Genomic DNA, 19,794 nt, shown 5'->3' on the forward strand with positions numbered 1-19,794 from the left:
TACCTTTAGATCTATTGTAAAAAAAAATTGAAAATCCATATATAAACGTTACCAATAAGGCGCCAGTAAAATTATTCATAACAAAAAAATCCAAAATAAAATATCTATTGTCTTAAACAAAAATATTCCTGAAATCAATTACCATAGCTTTAAAGTATGTTTACAATATCACTGATCTCAGAAATATCTTTATCGTTATTTTCTAAATAAATTAGAAACAGTGTTCTTCCACTTTACGGATAGCATTGATTGTACTTATCTATCAAACCGATAGCAGCTCCTAATAATCCGCCTCCTACTACTCTAGGTAGACCAGCTACTGCACCAGCAATACCTCCTATTACTTCTCCTATGATGCCGCCTGCACCTGCTGCTTGGGCATGAGCGCCTGCGCTACAATCATCTTCTTCTGGAAAAAGCAAACTTTTTGGATGTGAGTTACTAATTGAATCATGTGATGAGCATGCTATTTAGCAAAAAATAAACTATAATTTGTAAAAATACATAAATTATAATAAATAATAAAATACTGATAATAACTTTATTTTATGTTATTTTAAAATTCCCATATATTCAATTAATAAATTTGCAGCATAATATAATATAAAAAACCTAATTGTTGATAATATTTCCATTTTTATACTACAGTTCTTACCTTTAAATCTATTGTAAGAAAACATTAAAAATCCATATATAAACGTTGCCAATAAGGAGCCAGTAAAAGTATGCATAACAAAAAATCCAGACTGAAATTTCATCTACTTTATGAATGATTTAAGAGAGAGAGCAATAGAGTATAATTCAAATAATTATAATTCTATATATAAATAATTTTTATAAAATTCCCATATATTTAACTAATAAATTTCCAGAATAATATAATATAAAAAACATAATTGTTGATAATATTGTCCTTTTTATACTCCAGTTCTCACCTTTAAATCTATTGTAAAAAAACATGCAAAATCCAAATCCAATTGCTGTTACTAAGGAGCGAGTAAAAGTATTCATAACAAAAAAATCCAAAATAAAATATCTATTATCACACACAAAAATATCCCTGAAATCAGTTTAGCCATAGCTTTAAAGTATGTTTACAATATCACTGATCTCAGAAATATCTTACTAGCTATTTTCTAAATAAATTAGAAACAGCCTCCCTCTACTTTACGGATGACATTGATTGTACTTATCTTTAAAACCGTTAATAGCTCCTCCAAATCCGCCTGCTACTGCTGTTTCCGGACCACCTAATAAACCAATTAATGCTCCTGCGCCTCCCTTTATGGCTGCTGATTCGACATAATCGCTTACTTCACAACTTGGATTCGGATGGCATTCATTGTACTTATCTATAAAACCGTCAGCAGCTCCTCCTAATCCGCCTACCAATGCTCCAGGTAAAACGCCAACACCTTCAGCTGCTAAACCAATTACTGCACCACTTGCTGCTCCTATGCCTCCGTGTATGACAGCTGCTTCAACATAATCGCTTGTTTCACAACTTGGTGCCGTATAGCATGCATTGTATTTATCTACCACAGCGTCACCAGCTCCTGCTAGTCCACCTCCTATTGCTCCATTGACAAAGCTATTAACGACACCTCCCGGTCCAGAAAAAAGACCTCCAACTGCACCAGCAATACCTCCTATTAATTCTCCTACGATGCCACCTGCACCTGCTGCTTGGGCATGAGCGCCTGCGCTACAATCATCTTCTTCTGGAAAAAGCCAACTTTTTGGATGTGAGTTACTACTTGAATCACCAGCTCCTCCTATTCCGCCGCTTACTGCTCCACCGAGTAAGCCAGCAACTGCACCTCCTGGTCCAGCAATAGAACCTCCAGCTGCACCAGCACCACCTCCTAATATTGCTCCTACAATGCCTCCTGTACCTGCTGCTTGGGCATAAGCGTCTGTACTATAATCATCTTCTGGAAAAAGCCAACTTTTTGGATGTGAGTTACTACTTGAATCATTTGATGAGCTTGAACTACCCATTTAAATCCTCCTTTTATTATTAAAAATAACTGTATCACAACGATACAGTTGAAAATTCATTATTGTTCATTTTAGAAAATGTCAAATATAATTTGTATAAATAACAATAAAAATACTGTATAAACAATAAATACATTATGTTTATATTATATTAACACAAAATATATATTTTGTATAAATATAATACTATTTACAATACTGTTTAAATATGCGACATCCATCGCTCTTTCTCTTAAACAAAATCATAAATTCAAATGAGCCATTCACAAGAAAAACCTGTATCATTCTCTTGGTTTACAAGAACAACAAAGAAATATATCTATTATGTCATCGAACTCAGTTGCGTTGCTGTTGTTTTGCGTTTGCTGGGCTTGGTGAATCCTTTTATTTTTCAAGCGATTATCGACCGTATTCTCCCTTTTCAGCGTATTGAAAGTCTCTATGCTATCGTTGTCTTGATGGTTGCTATCATGCTGTTTAGCACAGCTCTTAGCACTCTATCAGGCTACTTAGGTGCCTATTTAGCCAATCGGCTTACGCTAGAATTTGGACGGCGCATTTACACCCATCTTTTAAGTCTCTCCTTGCCCACTTTACGCCGTTGGCAAGTGGGAGAATTGTTTTCACGTATTGGAGAAGTTGATACAATTCGCGGTTTTTTAACAGGAACCATCGCCACAACTGTGCTAAATGTTCTGTTTGCCATTATTTATATTGCTGCACTCTTTTCCATTAGTCCGAAACTGACCTTCATTGTCCTTATCATTTTACCTTTACAAATGGGTTCTTTAGCGCTAGTCGGTCCCTTCTTGCGCCGCCAATTACGCCGTGCTTTCACTCTGCAAGCTGTCCATAAATCGCGCCTCATTGAAAGTTTTACCAATCTTGAAGCCATAAAAGCGCATGTAAAAGAATCTGCTCATACGATACGCATGCAAGAAACTCTAGCCCGTAGTTTAGATCAAAGCCTTACAACCAGTAAATTGCATCTTCTCAATGGAGCCATGAGCCATATTTTTGGTGATCTTTTCACTATTTTTATTATCTTTTTTGGTGCTCAGGCAGTTCTTCAAAACCAGATTACGCTAGGGCAACTTATTGCCTTTCATCTCCTCGCTGGAAATGTTTCTGGTCCTATCTTAAGCCTTGCATCCCTATGGGAAGAATGGCAGCATTTGAAAATCTCTCGTCTTCGTTTGGGCGATATTCTTAACTCCCCTTCAGAATGGGAAGAAGAAAAGCCGCCTCTTCAACTCAGCGCTCCTCCTCATCTTGAAGCCAACGATCTCTGTTTTTCTTATGGAGATAAGTCCATTATCAATCATCTTGATGTCTGTTTACAACCTGGGCAACCAATTATGTTACTTGGTCCTTCAGGGTGCGGAAAAACAACCTTGGCGAAGCTCCTTTGTGGACTCTATCCCCCAACAAGCGGAAAGATATTGATTAACGCCCAACCTTTACAGAATTTTGATGTCCGTAGCGTGCGTGAAACAATCGCGTATTTTCCTCAAAATCCTTGCCTTTTTTCCGGAACCATTCTTGAGAATATGCTTCTTGCTAAACCAGATGCCACTAAAGATGAAATCGACGCTGCACTATATGTTAGTGCTTGCCACGATTTGATTGCTCAGTTGCCTTTAGGACTTAATACTCAAGTAGGAGAGCAAGGTGGTTTTTTATCAGGTGGTCAGCGCCAACGCTTGGCTTTGGCTTGTTTCTTTCTGATAAACCCAAGCCTTCTTATTTTGGATGAACCTACTTCCGCATTGGATGACACTGTCAGTGCACAAATTGTTGAGCATTTATATAAACTTTCGCAAGAACGTATTGTTCTTGTTATTACCCACAAAAGTGACCTCTTTCCTCAGCATGCAACCGTCTTAAACTTTACTGATTTGGAGGCAAAAAATGGCAGATAAAGCTCCCTATTTGCGCCCTTTGTCACCAACGCTTCATATGGTTGTTGCTGTTTTAATTGCTTTATTTCTCTTTATTGTGATCGGCAGCTTTATCGCAAAAACAGAGATTGTTGCACGGGGGCAAGGAAGTGTTATTCCCACCGCTTACGTTCAGCTGGTCCAAGCGCAAAATACAGGACGCATTGAGAAAATCCTTGTAAAAGAAGGGCAATTTGTTCATCAAGGTGATCTCCTTATTCAATTAGATCCTCGTGAAGCCCTCAATGAGTGCGCACGTGTTCAAGCAGATATCGCGCAACAAACCCTTCAAGCACAAATCGCAACAGCTATTTTAACAGCTTTGCATGAAAGTGATCCTTTGGATAAAGATTTTGTGACCAAAGGGCTTGCCTATCTGCCAGCTCCTCCTTCTGGCAATCAGACTGCAAGAATAGAAGGGGAAAAACTCATTAGCGCTACCCTTCAATCTCTCCAAGATAAATTAAGAGCGCTAAAAGCACAAGCGGACCGCGTCGAGCGCAGCGGTGCAACACAACATGCGCAATTAGATAGGTTGGAAGATGATCGTCAATTAAGCCAAGGGAAATTAAAGGCTGCAAAAAGCCTAATGGAAACAAAAGTCATTAGCCAAGCGGTTTATTTAGAGCGTTTACATGACTTTAAAAATGTCGAGCATGAAATTTTAACCAATCAAAGACGTTTGGAAGAAAATGCCGCCGAAATAAACACCCTCCGCCAACAACGGAAAAGTCTCATTTCCGATGAAATCGCCCGCTATCGCCAACTTTCGCGTGAAACAGAACTGAATCTTCAAGGATTAAAAGCAAAGCTTGATAGCACTCAATACCATCTTGACCACTTATCACTCTATGCGCCTGTTGATGGACGTATCGATGATTTAAGTATCCATACTTTGGGCGGCTTTGTAGAAGCTGGTAAAACGCTTATGCGTATTGTCCCTGATGCAGGTGGTCTCATTGTTGAAACGTTTTTTGATAATCGAGATATTGGTTTTTTAGAAAAGGGCCAACGTGCTTACATCAAGTTTTCTGCCTTTCCACCTGAACGTTTCGGTGTTATCCACGGTACAGTCGTTAATGTAGGCGCTACAGCGCGCTATAATAAAGAAATTAATGGTGTCTACGCTGTTTTAATCAAAATTGACCAAGATCACATCACTTTGAATAACAAACATCTTAAATTTATCCCTGGCATGACTGTGACAACGGATGTCATTACCTCAAAACGGCGTCTCATTTCCTATTTCTTTGAACCTATTACCAAAGTTTTAGAACAATCTCTAAAGGAAAGATAATGTCTGTAAATGAAAATTCATCACCATCACTCATAGATCCTCTTACGGCTTTGGGTGCCATGATTGTTTTAATGCTTACATCTCCCTTATACCGCCGCTGGCGAATTTGGGATATTGAACGCAACATAGGACCCGCCTTACAGACTGGGCAATATAAACTCTATAAAAATGAACGTGGAGAATTTTGTGCCTTTATCACTTGGGCTTTTTTAGATGAAAAAAATCATCAATCTATGCTTGAAAAGGGAGAATTTTTATCCGATGCCAATTGGCAGAATGGAAAATACGTATGGTTTATTGATTGTGTAGCACCCTATGGACATGCTGCTGGTATGGTACGTGACATGCAGCGGTATGTGTTTCCTAATCAGCATTATTGCTACGCTGTTCGACGTAATGAAGATGGTGAAATACGAAAAATTGCGCGCTGGTGTTGCTACAGAGCACAAAATCCAGCCAAATAGTTTTTCTAAAGCAAGTGCGGATAAACCATTTCCCCTCCCTCTTATAAAAAAGAAGCTTTTAAAAGAGCTCTTTAAGCGATAGCTATAGTAAAAGAAAGCCTTTCCATATTTAGAGCTAATCCGCTACAAATGGGTATTTTTCAGCTTACCAGACTTGCTATGAATAGCAACAGACGGTTAAGGGGATTGATCCACTCTCAAGCCGAAATTTGATTAACTAATTTCACTAGAATTGGCTGGGGTACCTGGATTCGAACCAGGGAATGCCGGTACCAAAAACCGGTGCCTTACCGCTTGGCTATACCCCAAAAAAACATGCTTTATAGCAACTCTTGCACCTTATAGCGATTCCTGTGATTGGACGCAATATCTGAAAATCAAAGACCTTACTTTTTTATCATAAAGTGCCTGAGTCTTGTATGGCATTGCATCAATACAAATTCGTAGCAGAAACTGATATACGGTTGTGCTTTTAACACAAATAGAAACCATTTATCCACCAATTATTTTGCTCTTTGTATTGATGTCCTAGGAACAGAAAATGAAAATCTTGTAGTTTACTCATGTATCTAATAAATTAGCATATGATTTGCTTTTCTTGATATATTCAAATCTCATCTTGCTTCATTAAGATAAAAGCTGTCACCATTGGGAACCGGTAAAGTGTGTGATAGTGCTGCTGTGCTCTTTCATTAAGCGTAAAGATGGTAATATCCACCGGTTTTTACATTATATTATTCACGGATGGTGCCATAAAATGAAATCAAGCACATTGAAAAATATCTCCCAAAAATAACACTTAATATTCTATTGCAAACACTATGACATACCAATAGGTTAGAAGAGTTTTGCAAAAATTAAAAATATTTTATCTGGCATTAAAAAAATAAAGATATAAGAACAAGGGATAACTGCTATTTCCATTTACTTTTTATTCAAAAGATAATGATATTTTTATCAGTTTACAGATGTAAAAAATCTTCAGAAACAATCTTTATATAGACCGAGGACCTTTTGATTAATGAGCATGCATTTCCTAAAAGCTCCTTTTACAAGAAGAGAGACATTAAAATTAATTTCATACAAATAGGTATTCAACATTTGCTTTTAAATTCGGTAAATGGCAAATTAGGCTTATGAAATAAGCTTAACAATTAGAATCGAGGAGATTTTTAAATGGCTTTTGAATTGCCCCCGTTGCCTTATGATTACGATGCCCTTTCACCTTATATGTCACGCGAAACGCTTGAATATCATCATGATAAGCATCACCTCGCTTATCTTAACAACACCAATAATTTTGTGAAAGAGTTAGGCTTAGAAAATGAAAGCCTTGAAGATATTGTTAAAAAAAGTTTTGGAAAAAATATTGGTTTGTTTAATAATGCAGCACAATATTACAATCATAACCACTTTTGGCTTTGGATGAAAAAAGATGGTGGTGGCCAAAAACTTCCTGAAAAGTTAGCAAAAGCTATTGACGCTGATCTAGGTGGTTACGACAAATTCCGCGCTGATTTTATTGCTGCTGCTAGTGCCCAATTTGGTTCTGGATGGGCGTGGGTTGCTGTTAAAGATGGCAAGCTTGAAATTATGAAAACGCCTAATGGCGAAAATCCCTTAATTCACAATGCTCGGCCTATTTTAGGTGTCGATGTGTGGGAACATTCCTATTACATTGATTACCGCAATACTCGACCGAAGTACCTCGAATCCTTTGTAGACCATTTAATTAATTGGGACTATGTTTTGAAACTTTATGAAGAATGTGAACTTTAAGCTATCTAGATAATTTTTTAGTGTATGAAAGTCCCTATAAACCAATAAATTATGAGGGACTTTCAAACAAAGATATTATGGATTAGCAACAGTCTTTCCCTGTTATCTTTAGAATATATGCATAGATATAGGCAATTTCTTCTAGCTTTGAAAAACGTCCAGCTGCACCAGCGTGCCCTGAATCCATATTAATACGTAATAAAATTGCATTATCGTCTGTTTTTAAGTCTCGTAATTTTGCCACCCATTTTGCAGGCTCCCAGTAAGTTACACGAGGATCTGTTAATCCTGCCATCACAAGTATAGGGGGATAGTTTTGAGCTTTGACATTATCGTAGGGCGAATAGGAAGCAATAAGCTTATAATCTTCTTCTGATTCAAGAGGATTCCCCCATTCGGCCCATTCTGGAGGTGTGAGTGGCAATGAAGCATCTAACATTGTCGCTAAGACATCAACAAAAGGCACATTCGCTACGATTCCAGCAAAATCCTGTGGAGCTATATTGGCAATGGCTCCCATCAACATCCCCCCTGCTGAACCACCATGAGCAATAAGCCGGTCGTGAGAAGTGAATTTATTGTTTACGAGGTAACGCCCACAAGCAATAAAATCTGTAAATGTATTGTGCTTAAAGAGATGTTTTCCTTTCTCATACCATTCTACTCCCTTTTCTTTTCCTCCGCGAATATGAGCAATCGCGTAAATAAAACCTCTGTTTACTAGAGAAAGTATATTACTATTGAAACTGGCAGGAATAGAGATCCCATAAGCACCATAACCGTAAAGCAGACAAGGCGCACCACCATCAAGAGGAGTGTTTTTGTGATAAAAAAGTGAAATAGGAATCTTCTCACCATCGTCTGCTATTGCTGTAATACGTCGTGTTACATATGCATCTTTATTATGCCCAGAGGGAATTATTTGCGTTTTTAAAAGCATTCGTTTACGATTTTTCATCTCATAATCAAACACTTGATCAGGTGTTGTCATAGACGAATAGGAAAAACGAATAGTTGGACTGTTATATTCTGAAACCCCTTGTAGACCTAAAGAATAAGCCTCTTCAGTAAACGCAATGGAATTAACTTGTTTAGTGGTACGTTCCATTACCTTTATACGTGGAAGCCCCTCAAACCGTTCGATCCAGACAAGAAAATCTTGATAAGCATCATGGGATAAGATTAGGCACCCAAGCTGATGTGGGACAAACTCAGACCAATTTTCTGATTGTGGGGATGTATATGGCGCTACCATAATTTTGAAATCTTTTGCATTATCTAGATTGGTCAGAATATAGAAGACATCACCACCTGCTGTAAGTGAATATTCAATACCTTTTTGTCGTTTCCGTACACATTGGGGATTAGTAAAAGGCGCCTCAGCAGGAATCAACCAGATCTCTGATGTTTCATGATCATGAATATTAATATAAATAATATCGTTAAGCTTAGAGCCGCTTACATCTAAGAAAAAACTTGGATTGTCTTCGCGAAAAATAAGCTTATCTTGTGATTGATCAGTGTTTAATCGGTGATAATAGAGCTCTGAAGGTCGGTGATTTTTATCCATTTTAGTATAGAAAAAACCTTCAGATTTAGCATCCCATACAATTTGACCAGATGTATCAGTAATTGTGTCCATACAGTCAGACAATGTCTCAAAATTACGAATTTTAGCTGTATAGAATTCTGATCCTTTGTCATCATAGGTCCATACCACATGTATATGGTCAGGAGATTCTTGAACTGAACCAAATTTGAAATATTCTTTGCCTTCTGCCAAGACATCACCATTAAGGTACACGTTTTTTTCTCCGCCATTCCTTGGTGTCCGAAAATAATGTGGTTGTTGGCCTCCGGTAACATAAGAGAATCCGTAAGCAAAAGGACCATGTTTTATAGGAACAGAACTATCATTCTCGTGGATCCTGTTTTTCATTTCGGTAAAAAGCAAATCTCGTAATGGTTTTGTATCAGCCATTTGAGCTGATTGATAAGCATTTTCTTTTTCAAGATAATGTCGAATATTTGGATCAAGACAGTTAGGATCTTTAAAAACATCTTGCCAGTTAGACGCACGTAACCAATGATAGGGATCATCACGAAAAATACCATGATATATTTCCTTATGAGTGATTCTAGATGCTTTGGGAGGAATTGCAAAAGTGCGGGTCATACACAATCCTATATTAAAATATGTTAACAGCTTCGTTTATATGTTAGAATCACAATTATTGATGCAAGTGTAAAAATCTATAAGTTCTATTCACTTGTAAAAATAGCGCCATGATAATTTTTAAAACTAATATCTTTCTGTCCATTACATATCACAGCTATTGTTTTCTAGGGATATAATACCATTTTTATAACGAAAGTGACTGGTAAGACAATTAAACTATGAGAAAAAGAATTGATTTTTTTTGAAACAGTATAATCTTATAACTTTATAGAAAGCAATAAGTATATTTAAAGTGTTTTCGTTTGTGTATAAAACATAAAAATATTATATGTCGTTTTAATGAATAGTTTTATATTATAAGTAATTCCACTGTGTCTTATTTATAATATAGATTGTTATTTATTATTAAATTTAATAAGTATAAATAATAAAAATAAATTTAAAATTTATTAAAAATAAAATTACTCAATTATAAATATTCAAAATAAAAAATACTAATTTATATATTATATTTTTATAATTAGTAATTTTATTTTTACATTCTCAAAAAAAATAAATAAATTTTATCCTATATTTTTTTATATTTGTAATGTATTGTATATTATGTATGATATGTTATAGGGTAAAAATATATTTTAGCATGTAATAATTTCGTTTTTCTTATTTTATATTATGACAAAAAAGAGGTATTTATTTGATTTTTTTGTGTTTTGGCAATTTTATAGAATAATTGAATTGACAAAAAAGATTTTTGTACAATATGAAACTCTTGTGCATGAGATCTTTATATCATGAGTATATGCACTATATCTCGATTTTGAATTACTCAATTTTAAATTAAAGGAAACAAGAATGGAACATCGTGCAGTCTTAGAGACTGAAAGCAATTTAGTTATTACATTGGTTGCTGATATTGTTGCTGCCTACGTGAGTAATAATTCTATTCGACCGACTGAAGTGCCAAGTTTAATTGCTGATGTCCATGCTGCTTTTCGTAAAGCAGGAAATCTAGAGTTAACAGAAGTCGAAGTTGAAAAACAAAGGCCTGCCGTTAATCCAAAGCGTTCAGTATTTCCTGATTATCTCATTTGCCTTGAAGATGGAAAGAAATTTAAATCTCTAAAGCGTCATCTCATGACACATTATGGAATGTTGCCAGAGGAATATCGTGAAAAATGGCAGTTAGATAGTTCTTATCCTATGGTGGCGCCTAATTATGCAAAAACACGATCAGCTTTGGCCAAAGAAATGGGTCTTGGACGCAAAAGTAAACGGAAAAAAACTAAATAATCTTATTTTGCGAAAATAATGGTTTTGTGTATAAATTTGATTTTAGTATACATGTTTTGTGTGAAGCTTTTGTATATATAATAATTTCTACCAAGGGGATTATATATAGCTTTCGTTACGAATCCGTTTAATCATTGATTTCAGACCATTTGATCGTTGTGGTGTAAGATTTTCATTTAAACCAAGTTTTTCAAAGAGCTCTTGAGCATCAGAATTGCGAATTTCAGAAGCTTTTTTGCCTGAATAAAAAGCAAGAAGTATGTAAATAAGTCCACGCACAATATGAGCATCGGAATCACCTTGAAACGTCAATATTGGATCTTCTGAGTTATTACGTGAAGATAAAAGCCACACTTGGCTAACACAACCAGGAACTTTGTGAGCATCGTTTCTAGCGCTTTCCGGAAAAGGTGGCAATTCATGACCAAGCTCAATGACATAACGATAACGATCTTCCCAATTATCCAAAAGCGAAAAGTTCTCTATGATATTACCGATTGTTTCCGCCATTATTTTAGTCCTGTTTCGTTTGAATAATCATTCTTAAATACACTTATAAAAAATAAATATTTATTCTTCCTAACATAAATAACACAAAGAACGTTAAAAATCCTTATTTCAAGATAACATTGTATGGCTTTATAAGAACTCTTGTATTGCGATTTTGCAAGAAACATTAGGGGAAATCTCTGATATTATTGTTGTTCCCTAATATGTTGCCTAAATATTCATAAGCAGCTCTCGCACCGTAATATGCGCGTTCACCAAGTGAACTTAAAAATGATTTTCCTACTTTGCAGGTTTCTATATTACGGTCACAAAATGCTCCTAGGTCATTTAAAGCTTTCTTAAAAGCAATAATCACATCGCTCGTTGTTGTCTCATTATTTTTGGGGCTAGAAGAATGGTTACTGTTTGGATCTGCTACAAAAAATGAAATAATGACAAAAATAAAAAATAAAAAAAATGATAATTTGATTAAAAAACGTATCATGGGCAATCAATGTACCGCAGTGGTAAATACAATAAAAGAAGCATTTTATACACTGTTTCTTTATAAACAATTTATAAAATTTGTTTTTTATAAAATTGAGTATTCATTTATTGGATCTATATCATTGGCTTTTTTATAAATATGGCACAATGCCGCTGTATAAAATGGGATACATTGTCTATTCAGTAAAAATTTAACATCCCAATTATACACTTACAGGCTGATCATATTAATGAACATACCATGATAAAAAGTGAGAGATATAACCATGATCGTGCATAAGAGTTAAGAAATGTACCCCCCACATTTATAACCTTTTATTCCACAAGAAAGTGTAGCAATGAGATAAGGATTAAACACAGAGTCCAATTTCTTTTCCATATTGTGTACATACTTATTTTAAATAATAGTTCATCATCTTAGCTTAGTTGAAAAGGCTAAAAAGAGTCAGACTCTGTTATTCTGACTCTAGTAGTGATAAAATATTTATATTATCTATAAAACTTTTACTAGAACATCACCAACATGATCAATATGTCGATCAAAAGATCAAACAATACCTTCATCTCTTATAACTCCATCTCAATATCTCAAGACAAGTTTTTCTATAACATTGTAAACATCAATTTAATTGATACAAAAGTAGCTCCACTAAAATATAATAACCTTAAGAGACCAGTATTCTCACCAAACCGTTTACAGAAAAGTAACCCTATATATGTAAATTGTAAAGAATATAATGACTCTTATCTTTTTAACGTTATAGAAAAATAGTCTCTAACTTGTTTTTAAATGATAGGCAAACACCTGCGCCAAAAATGAAGAATAACGTGATATTATTATTGAGATGATTATATGTGATAATGCAGTTTGCAAACACTAAAATGCTCTTGAACGTTAATCATTCGATGTTCTCTTTATACATATTGAAAGATTTGTAAAATCTGAAATTAATGAAAATTGATAAGAGCTCTTGTTGATTGATCAACTTATACATTCATAGAATGAAGCTGCTTATTCTAGGAGTTTGAAAGGAAAAAACAATAATGTAAATGCATTTCTCTCTAGCGAAAAGTAAGAACTAATTTGCATTCGTTTCTTTGTGAAACATAAACGCAACTGAAAATAAAAATGATGACAAAAAAACGAAAGACGACCCGAAAAAAAACTGTAAAACACCGTAAATACTCTAGTAGTATTGTTATAACACTTCTTCTTATAATTTTTCATTTTATTTTTTGGATAGCAAAAACTCTTTATTTCTATACACGAAAAAATACTTTATTTTTTGTTGGATCTCTTCTTTTTAGCATTAGTTTTTTATTTATTTCATTTAATGCTTTATTTTCGCAAATGACAACGCATCAAAATATTTTAACTCAAATGAAATTTTCCTCCGTTCAAAGTATAGGAAAGAGCTCTACTTTATTGGAAAAAGAAGCAAAATCACAAGAACTCTCTCGTGTAACTTCTCTACATTCTCCAAGTCATCACCATACAAATTCACCTTTACCTCCTCAATCAGCAAGCATGCTGGAAAAGCAAAAAGAACTAGCAAAATTAGGACTTTATGATGGACCTTTAGATGGACTGGAAGGACCTAAAACACGCCGTGCCATCACTTTATGGAAACAACAAGCTGCTCAGAGAATGCAAAAGAATGTTCTATCTAATCCCGCAACAGATGAAATTGCGATATTAATTAAGCAGAGCGAAATAGAAACAAAAAATATGACGCACTTAAAAGAAGCTATTTCAGAGCCTTCTGTCGAAGATATTATACAAGTGCAAAAAGCTTTACATATTTTTGGGAATGAAGAGGTTATTGTCACAGGAATAGAAGATCAAAAGACGATAGAAGCCTTAAAACAATTTCAAAAAATGTTTGATCTTCCTGTAACAGGTAAAATTAATCACACAATTTTAATGAAAATGCGTGAAATTGGTTTATTAAATTGAAGCTAATCATCTATACTATAAAAATAATCTCTTAATTTATAATGATAATTCATCTTTCGCTTGTTTAATGCCCTCAAACATTCCTTCATCTCAAGCCCTCTTATATTCAATCGATCAGAATGGTTTTCTTACACATTACATATTGAGCCATACAACTTGCTGTAAGAAAACCACAACCGATTGCAGAAAAAAGAAATATTGCAAAATAGCAAACGCGGTCGTTCTAGAATTTTTATTGCTTCTGATGATAAAAGGACACGAAATTTTTGTAGTATCACGTAAACCTTTCATATTATCGAGCCACTAATTGTCCATATCTTATCGTCAATTTGATCTTTATAAATATGATGCAAAGAATTTGTGCAAACATCTGTAAGGATAAGTAGACGTAAAGCTAGTTGTATTATGGTTGTTGTTTCGCAAAGTGTCTGATAAAAAATCGGCAATTCTCTCCAATCTATTGCTGGAAAGTTTTGTGTTTTATGACGTTGTTTTCTAAGAGAACGTGTGCTTTTGGTGTCGCCTATAAATTAACATCTAAACCTAACGCAGCAGCATGTTTGAAGCAAATGTTAAGACAGTTTAGTACTTTCTCAACTGCTATAGCTTTTGTATGCCAAATAGGAGGCAAGGGCATTACGTATCTCTGTTTGTATACTCTCTGAAACAGAGAGACAGTCTAATTTGGGAAGAATATGAAATTTTAAGGGGAGAAACCAATTTTCATCTTTGCCATTTCCTTTTAATTCAGCTTTACGACTTTCAAAGACATCTAAAGCAATGTCTTTAAAATAATGGAGATTACCTATTGCCTCATGCTTTTTTTAGCTCGTATCTTTTTGGGCCCACGCCTCCTCACGTAAAACAAAATGTCCTAAACGGAATATATGTGGATTGCCATTCACGGGCTTTCTTAAAAAAACATTTCTAAAGCACCCAAGCCCATTTCGCAACAACGGCCCGTGAATAATAATAGCAACCCCACTTGTGCGCTATCATCTTTATGCTTGTGACGAAGCAAGCCGGGCACCATTACAACACTATACCTACCTTCAATTTGTGACAGCTCTTGACACTTGAGATGATTCATAAGAAGCATATCCTTGCTTTATTTTTATTCACAGACGCTAATTCCGCCTGTAACATGCAAAAAACATGGTTTTGATTGATTCATTATAAAAGAAGTTGAAATGATAAATTATCATTATAAATCAACATATTGTATAACTTTGATATTCCTTCATAAATGTAAAGATGGTAGTGCATAGTAGAGTTTATATACTTTGGGAAGATTTTTATAAACTTACGGGAAATTTTACACAATCCCCATTCCACGAATGTCAATGTGAAATGGGGCATCCACTGAGAAATGTCTATCTCAAACAGCATGATGTGCAAAAAAATGCATTTGTTTGGAGCATTCTATTTTGCGTGAGGAATTCATTCCCCTATAAAAAAGCAAACGTGTAAATTGACTGCACAATAACACATTTCTCTCTATCAAGAGGTTCGTCAATAGAAAGTGTATTAATAATACATCTTTGTCTATCCTGCTTCATATTTTCTCTCATAAACTTCTCAAAAAAACACTTTCTCGTGTAACATAACTTATCGTGCATTTTAGAAGCACTTTATTTCCTTTATTAAAGAAAATAAAAGAATATATAAAAATTTATTTTAGTAATAACTATACAACAAAAAAATATTAACCCATTATACCCTTTTTTGCTATTGCGGCTTGAGCTGCTGCTAAACGAGCAATTGGTACTCGAAAAGGAGAACACGAAACATAATCTAGGTTATTTTCTTCACATAAAGCAATAGAGGCAGGATCGCCTCCATGTTCACCGCAAATTCCCAATTTTATTTTTGCACGCTTTGATCGTCCACGCTGTGCAGCAATGGTAATAAGTTCTCCTACTCCATCACGGTCAATAGACACGAAAGGATCTTGCTCTAAAAGACCTTTTTGAAAATAGGTTGCCAAAAAAGGAGCAGCATCATCACGGGAAATCCCAAAAGTAGTTTGTGTCAAATCGTTTGTTCCAAATGAAAAAAATTCAGCAGTTTCAGCAATTTCATCTGCTCGAAGCGCCGCCCTTGGAAGCTCAATCATCGTCCCAACCATATATTGAATAGTGCTTCCCTTTTCTTTCATCACTTCCTCAGCAACCTGATCAATACGCGCTTTTACAAAATCAAGTTCAGATTTAAGCGCAACAAGTGGCACCATAATTTCAAGCATAACAGGAGATCCAGATTTTTGGGCAGCTTCTGCTGCTGCTTCAAAAATCGCCCGCGCTTGCATTTCTGCAATTTCAGGATAAGTAATAGCTAAACGGCATCCACGTAATCCAAGCATAGGATTAAATTCGTGCAACTGCTGAGCGCGTTCAGCAAGAACTTCAGCAGAAACACCCATAGCTGTTGCAACATCAAGAATTTCTGCTTTCGTTTTAGGTAAAAATTCATGTAATGGTGGATCTAGCAAGCGGATAGTAACAGGTAAACCACACATAATTTCAAATAATTCAATAAAATCTGAACGCTGCATTGGCAAAAGCTTATCTAGTGCTTTACGACGACCATTTTCATCATGGCTTAAAATCATTTCACGCATGGCCACGATACGTTCATCAGAAAAAAACATATGCTCCGTACGGCAAAGACCTATACCCTCAGCCCCAAAAGAGCGCCCCATACGGGCATCAGATGGTGTATCAGCATTAGCGCGAACTCTTATACGTCGCATCCCATCAGCCCATTCCATTAATTTTGCAAAGTCTCCGCAAAGCTGAGGCTGCAACATTGCAACTTTCCCTTTGAAAATTTCTCCACTTCCACCATCAATTGTGATAACATCACCTTTTTTAAAGCTTTCTCCTGAAGCAAACAGCGTATTTGTGTTATAATCAATCCGCACACTGCCAGCACCAGAAATACATGGTTTTCCCATCCCCCGCGCAACAACAGCAGCGTGACTTGTCATACCGCCACGCGTTGTTAAAATTCCTTCCGCAGCATGCATACCATGAATATCTTCTGGGCTTGTTTCTATACGGACCAAAATAACTTTGCGACCTTCTGCCGACACAGTTTCTGCCTCTTCTGAAGTAAAAACAATTTCACCAGTTGCGGCTCCAGGAGAAGCAGGTAAACCACGTCCTATAACAAAACGTTCTGCTTTGGGATCAAGTGTTGGATGCAAAAGTTGGTCAAGCGACTTTGCATCAATACGCATCACAGCCTCTTCACGGTTTATTAACCCCTCCTCAACCATTTCAATTGCTATCTTGAGAGCCGCACGAGCCGTGCGTTTTCCTGAACGAGTCTGAAGCATCCATAATTTACCTTTTTCAATGGTAAATTCGAGATCTTGCATATCCCGATAATGCTGCTCAAGCTTCTGCGCTATCTGACATAATTTCAAAAAAGCCTCAGGCATAATTTTTTCTAATGACGGCCTATTTGAGCCAGCAACAATACGCGCATTTTCTGTAATATTTTGAGGCGTTCGAATGCCCGCCACAACATCTTCCCCTTGCGCATTAACTAAAAATTCACCATAAAGCTCTTTTTTCCCTGTTGATGGATTGCGTGTAAAAGCAACACCTGTTGCCGAATCTTCACCCATGTTGCCAAAAACCATAGCTTGCACATTAACTGCCGTTCCCCAACTTTCAGGAATATTATGTAAACGGCGATAGGTAACTGCACGTGCTGTCATCCAACTTGAAAAAACGGCTCCAATTGCTCCCCATAACTGCTGTTCAGGATTTTGTGGAAAAGGTTTTCCTAATTTTTCTTCAACATATGCTTTATAAGAAGTAATAATGTTCTTCCAATCATCTGCTGTCATTTCTGTATCAATAGTGTAACCATTGCGTACTTTTGCTTCATCAAGAATTTCTTCAAAATACGAATGATCTAACCCCAAAACAACGTTAGAATACATTTGGATAAAACGCCGATAACTATCATAAGCAAAACGTTCATTATTAGCTTGTAAAGCAATGGCTTTTACAGTCTCATCATTCATGCCAAGGTTAAGCACTGTATCCATCATCCCTGGCATAGAAGCCCTAGCTCCTGAACGAACAGAAAGCAAAAGTGGCTTTTGCTCACTTCCAAATTCACGTCCTGTTTGTTCACCAACGCGTTTTAGTGCTTTCTTAACAGATTCCTGTAGCTCTTCTGGATATGATTTGTCATGGGCATAATAAAAATTACAAACTTCTGTTGTCAGCGTAAATCCGGGTGGTACGGGTAAACCAAGATTACTCATTTCTGCCAAATTAGCCCCTTTACCTCCGAGAAGGTTACGCTCACTTGCACTTCCTTCTGCCTTTCCATCTCCAAAACTATAAACCCATTTTTTCACTGTACAAATCCTCCCATATCAGCATCAAAACATCATTCAACCTAGGCTCACTTAAAAGCAATGATTTGATTCAAAATCGGCTTAACAAAAAATATTGCTTCATAAATGCATACTATTAATCCTTCCAAAAGCGATAATGACAAAAAGTATCACTATCCATCTTCTGGAAGATTAAGATTCATTTTTTAAGAAAACTATCAATCACCGAAAAAAAGTCTTCTACTTTCATGGCACCTTCATATTTACTACCATTAATAAAGAAAGTAGGCGTTGCTGTAACACCAAGCTCTTTACCACGCTCAAAGGATGCATTCACTTCATCTAAAATGGCTTGATTTTTCAAACATGCAGTAAAACTTTCATCTGTAAAACCAGCCATTAAGCCAATTTTTTTCAATGGTGTTAGAGCATCTTTTCCGAAAGCCCATTCATTTTGTTTTTGAAATAAAACTTCTATCAAAGGAAAATAGCGATCTTCTGGTGCACACCGTGCCAACATAAAACCTGCTGTTGCCCGAGGATCAAAAGCATAATCGCGGAAAATCAGTTTTACTTTTCCTGTTTTGATATATTTTTTACGAATTTGAGGAAGTATATCATTATAAAAATGCGCACAATGGGCACACGTCAACGAAGCATACTCAACAATGATGACCGGTGCATCCGCCTCTCCCTCAAAGCGATCCTTTACTTTATCCGATTGGAGAAGCTCTTCCATATCAACAGTTGCCACTGGTTTTGGATCACGCGCTAAAGCAACTGTTACACTGTTTTGTACAATCGTTATGAAGAGAAAAATTATCCCGAAAGATAAAAAAGAACGATATTTTACCATAAATAATACTTTTCTGTTGTTATTAACGAATAAGAATCCAATGCTTTCTCATATATTAAAGAAAAATATATAAAATATCTTTCTATTTATTATTTTTTTCCAAGAAAATGCAACAGCCAAGTTTATAAAGTGATTGGCGCAAGCTTTTATCTTCAATTCCTTCAAGCATTTCTCCCACGCATTTTTTGTCTTGTTCACTCAAAGATGATTTTAGAGGCAAGTGATTCATAAAAACCGACATACTCCTTTGCTCAATCTTGATGCGATCAATAGCAATATAGCCAAAAAATCCGTTAATTCTATGAAGTAACTCCTCTGTTTCATGCATCAATTTTAACGCAGCAAATCCTTCACATGCGACAACAAGTGTTGCTGGCTGAAAAACATCATCTTGATCTGCACGACGTTTCCAAATAATTTTAAGCGGCATTGTATGTTCACTAATATCATAGCCCGCAATTTGTGGCCAATGTTCTATAAGCGCTACATTAAGCCCTGTCCGTTTGCGTAAAACTGGATCAAGTATTTTGTATACCGTCTCAGAAAGAGAATAAAAGATATGTTTTTTAAGTTGTTTTCTCATTTTTAGATCATTGTTCAATCGCTTACTAAATTAAAATCATTTGTTTCATCTAAAAATTATTGCCTCCTCAATTTATGAAATATCAACAAAAT

14 protein-coding genes and 1 tRNA gene are annotated in these 19,794 nt (G+C 35.7%); 6 read left to right on the forward strand and 9 right to left on the reverse strand.

The features are described from left to right. Positions 1 to 233: 233 nt before the first annotated feature. Together ACFIKG_RS00890 and ACFIKG_RS00895 are read right to left on the reverse strand one after the other, a co-directional pair. Positions 234 to 422, reverse strand: a complete 189-nt coding sequence (locus tag ACFIKG_RS00890) for a hypothetical protein (protein ID WP_375651576.1) — start codon at positions 420 to 422, stop codon at positions 234 to 236. A 745-nt stretch (positions 423 to 1,167) separates the two neighbouring features. After that, entirely contained in the window at positions 1,168 to 2,001 is an 834-nt protein-coding gene (locus ACFIKG_RS00895) for a hypothetical protein (RefSeq protein ID WP_375651577.1), read from the reverse strand. A gap of 254 nt (positions 2,002 to 2,255) precedes the next feature. Between ACFIKG_RS00895 and ACFIKG_RS00900 the strand changes: the two genes are divergently transcribed. From ACFIKG_RS00900 to ACFIKG_RS00910, 3 genes are read left to right on the forward strand one after another with little or no spacing between them, the layout of a single operon-like run. Then, positions 2,256 to 3,923 (forward strand): peptidase domain-containing ABC transporter, encoded by a 1,668-nt coding sequence (locus tag ACFIKG_RS00900; protein WP_375637416.1) that lies wholly within the window; start codon positions 2,256 to 2,258, stop codon positions 3,921 to 3,923. After that, the gene (locus ACFIKG_RS00905) at positions 3,913 to 5,238 is read left to right on the forward strand and encodes an HlyD family type I secretion periplasmic adaptor subunit (RefSeq protein ID WP_375651578.1); all 1,326 of its coding nucleotides are present in this window, start codon (positions 3,913 to 3,915) and stop codon (positions 5,236 to 5,238) included. Before ACFIKG_RS00900 ends, ACFIKG_RS00905 begins: the two co-directional genes overlap by 11 nt. Then, positions 5,238 to 5,702, forward strand: coding sequence for a toxin-activating lysine-acyltransferase (locus ACFIKG_RS00910; protein WP_375648832.1), 465 nt, complete (start codon positions 5,238 to 5,240; stop codon positions 5,700 to 5,702). The genes ACFIKG_RS00905 and ACFIKG_RS00910 overlap by 1 nt, the downstream gene beginning before the upstream one ends. A gap of 233 nt (positions 5,703 to 5,935) precedes the next feature. Here the strand turns inward: ACFIKG_RS00910 and ACFIKG_RS00915 are convergent. Next, positions 5,936 to 6,010, reverse strand: a tRNA-Gln gene (locus tag ACFIKG_RS00915). Positions 6,011 to 6,878: 868 nt separating this feature from the next. Here ACFIKG_RS00915 and ACFIKG_RS00920 point away from each other — a divergent pair. Next, on the forward strand, positions 6,879 to 7,481 hold the full coding sequence (locus tag ACFIKG_RS00920; protein WP_375625105.1) for a superoxide dismutase: 603 nt from the start codon (positions 6,879 to 6,881) through the stop codon (positions 7,479 to 7,481). Between the two features lie 82 nt (positions 7,482 to 7,563). Here the strand turns inward: ACFIKG_RS00920 and ACFIKG_RS00925 are convergent, their stop codons facing one another. Then, a complete protein-coding gene (locus ACFIKG_RS00925; RefSeq protein WP_375651579.1) occupies positions 7,564 to 9,657 on the reverse strand; it encodes a S9 family peptidase in 2,094 nt (697 codons plus the stop codon). Positions 9,658 to 10,512: 855 nt separating this feature from the next. Between ACFIKG_RS00925 and ACFIKG_RS00930 the strand changes: the two genes are divergently transcribed. Further along, positions 10,513 to 10,950, forward strand: coding sequence for a MucR family transcriptional regulator (locus ACFIKG_RS00930; protein WP_012754848.1), 438 nt, complete (start codon positions 10,513 to 10,515; stop codon positions 10,948 to 10,950). A gap of 99 nt (positions 10,951 to 11,049) precedes the next feature. Here ACFIKG_RS00930 and ACFIKG_RS00935 read toward each other — a convergent pair whose 3' ends face one another. Further along, positions 11,050 to 11,460, reverse strand: coding sequence for a SufE family protein (locus ACFIKG_RS00935; protein ID WP_273724544.1), 411 nt, complete (start codon positions 11,458 to 11,460; stop codon positions 11,050 to 11,052). A 166-nt stretch (positions 11,461 to 11,626) separates the two neighbouring features. Further along, positions 11,627 to 11,944 carry a DUF5330 domain-containing protein gene (locus ACFIKG_RS00940; protein ID WP_375625729.1) on the reverse strand — a complete coding sequence of 106 codons (318 nt, stop codon included), beginning with the start codon at positions 11,942 to 11,944 and terminating at the stop codon, positions 11,627 to 11,629. 1,134 nt (positions 11,945 to 13,078) lie between these two features. Here ACFIKG_RS00940 and ACFIKG_RS00945 point away from each other — a divergent pair. Beyond that, a complete protein-coding gene (locus tag ACFIKG_RS00945) occupies positions 13,079 to 13,903 on the forward strand; it encodes a peptidoglycan-binding protein (protein ID WP_375625190.1) in 825 nt (274 codons plus the stop codon). Between the two features lie 1,705 nt (positions 13,904 to 15,608). On the opposite strand, the gene ppdK is transcribed toward ACFIKG_RS00945, so the two are convergent. The 3 genes from ppdK to ACFIKG_RS00960 form a co-directional block, all read right to left on the reverse strand. After that, positions 15,609 to 18,284, reverse strand: coding sequence for a pyruvate, phosphate dikinase (gene ppdK, locus ACFIKG_RS00950; RefSeq protein WP_375648092.1), 2,676 nt, complete (start codon positions 18,282 to 18,284; stop codon positions 15,609 to 15,611). A 178-nt stretch (positions 18,285 to 18,462) separates the two neighbouring features. Continuing rightward, complete coding sequence (locus tag ACFIKG_RS00955; protein ID WP_375625108.1) at positions 18,463 to 19,119, reverse strand: DsbA family protein; 657 nt, start codon at positions 19,117 to 19,119, stop codon at positions 18,463 to 18,465. An 82-nt stretch (positions 19,120 to 19,201) separates the two neighbouring features. Continuing rightward, positions 19,202 to 19,702, reverse strand: coding sequence for a DUF721 domain-containing protein (locus tag ACFIKG_RS00960; protein ID WP_375625109.1), 501 nt, complete (start codon positions 19,700 to 19,702; stop codon positions 19,202 to 19,204). Positions 19,703 to 19,794: the final 92 nt, after the last annotated feature.

This window comes from Bartonella sp. LB28NMGDW, from assembly GCF_042194435.1.
Lineage (GTDB): Bacteria > Pseudomonadota > Alphaproteobacteria > Rhizobiales > Rhizobiaceae > Bartonella > Bartonella grahamii.

Excerpts from the sequence above, each read along its gene's own strand:
- ACFIKG_RS00945 (WP_375625190.1), top strand. The coding sequence starts at position 13,079 with ATGACAAAAAAACGAAAGACGACCCGAAAAAAAACTGTAAAACACCGT.
- ACFIKG_RS00930 (WP_012754848.1), top strand. The coding sequence starts at position 10,513 with ATGGAACATCGTGCAGTCTTAGAGACTGAAAGCAATTTAGTTATTACA.
- ACFIKG_RS00955 (WP_375625108.1), bottom strand. The coding sequence starts at position 19,119 with ATGGTAAAATATCGTTCTTTTTTATCTTTCGGGATAATTTTTCTCTTC.
- ACFIKG_RS00900 (WP_375637416.1), top strand. The coding sequence starts at position 2,256 with ATGAGCCATTCACAAGAAAAACCTGTATCATTCTCTTGGTTTACAAGA.
- ACFIKG_RS00940 (WP_375625729.1), bottom strand. The coding sequence starts at position 11,944 with ATGATACGTTTTTTAATCAAATTATCATTTTTTTTATTTTTTATTTTT.
- ACFIKG_RS00895 (WP_375651577.1), bottom strand. The coding sequence starts at position 2,001 with ATGGGTAGTTCAAGCTCATCAAATGATTCAAGTAGTAACTCACATCCA.
- ACFIKG_RS00920 (WP_375625105.1), top strand. The coding sequence starts at position 6,879 with ATGGCTTTTGAATTGCCCCCGTTGCCTTATGATTACGATGCCCTTTCA.
- ACFIKG_RS00905 (WP_375651578.1), top strand. The coding sequence starts at position 3,913 with ATGGCAGATAAAGCTCCCTATTTGCGCCCTTTGTCACCAACGCTTCAT.
- ACFIKG_RS00910 (WP_375648832.1), top strand. The coding sequence starts at position 5,238 with ATGTCTGTAAATGAAAATTCATCACCATCACTCATAGATCCTCTTACG.
- ACFIKG_RS00960 (WP_375625109.1), bottom strand. The coding sequence starts at position 19,702 with ATGAGAAAACAACTTAAAAAACATATCTTTTATTCTCTTTCTGAGACG.
- ACFIKG_RS00925 (WP_375651579.1), bottom strand. The coding sequence starts at position 9,657 with ATGACCCGCACTTTTGCAATTCCTCCCAAAGCATCTAGAATCACTCAT.
- ACFIKG_RS00935 (WP_273724544.1), bottom strand. The coding sequence starts at position 11,460 with ATGGCGGAAACAATCGGTAATATCATAGAGAACTTTTCGCTTTTGGAT.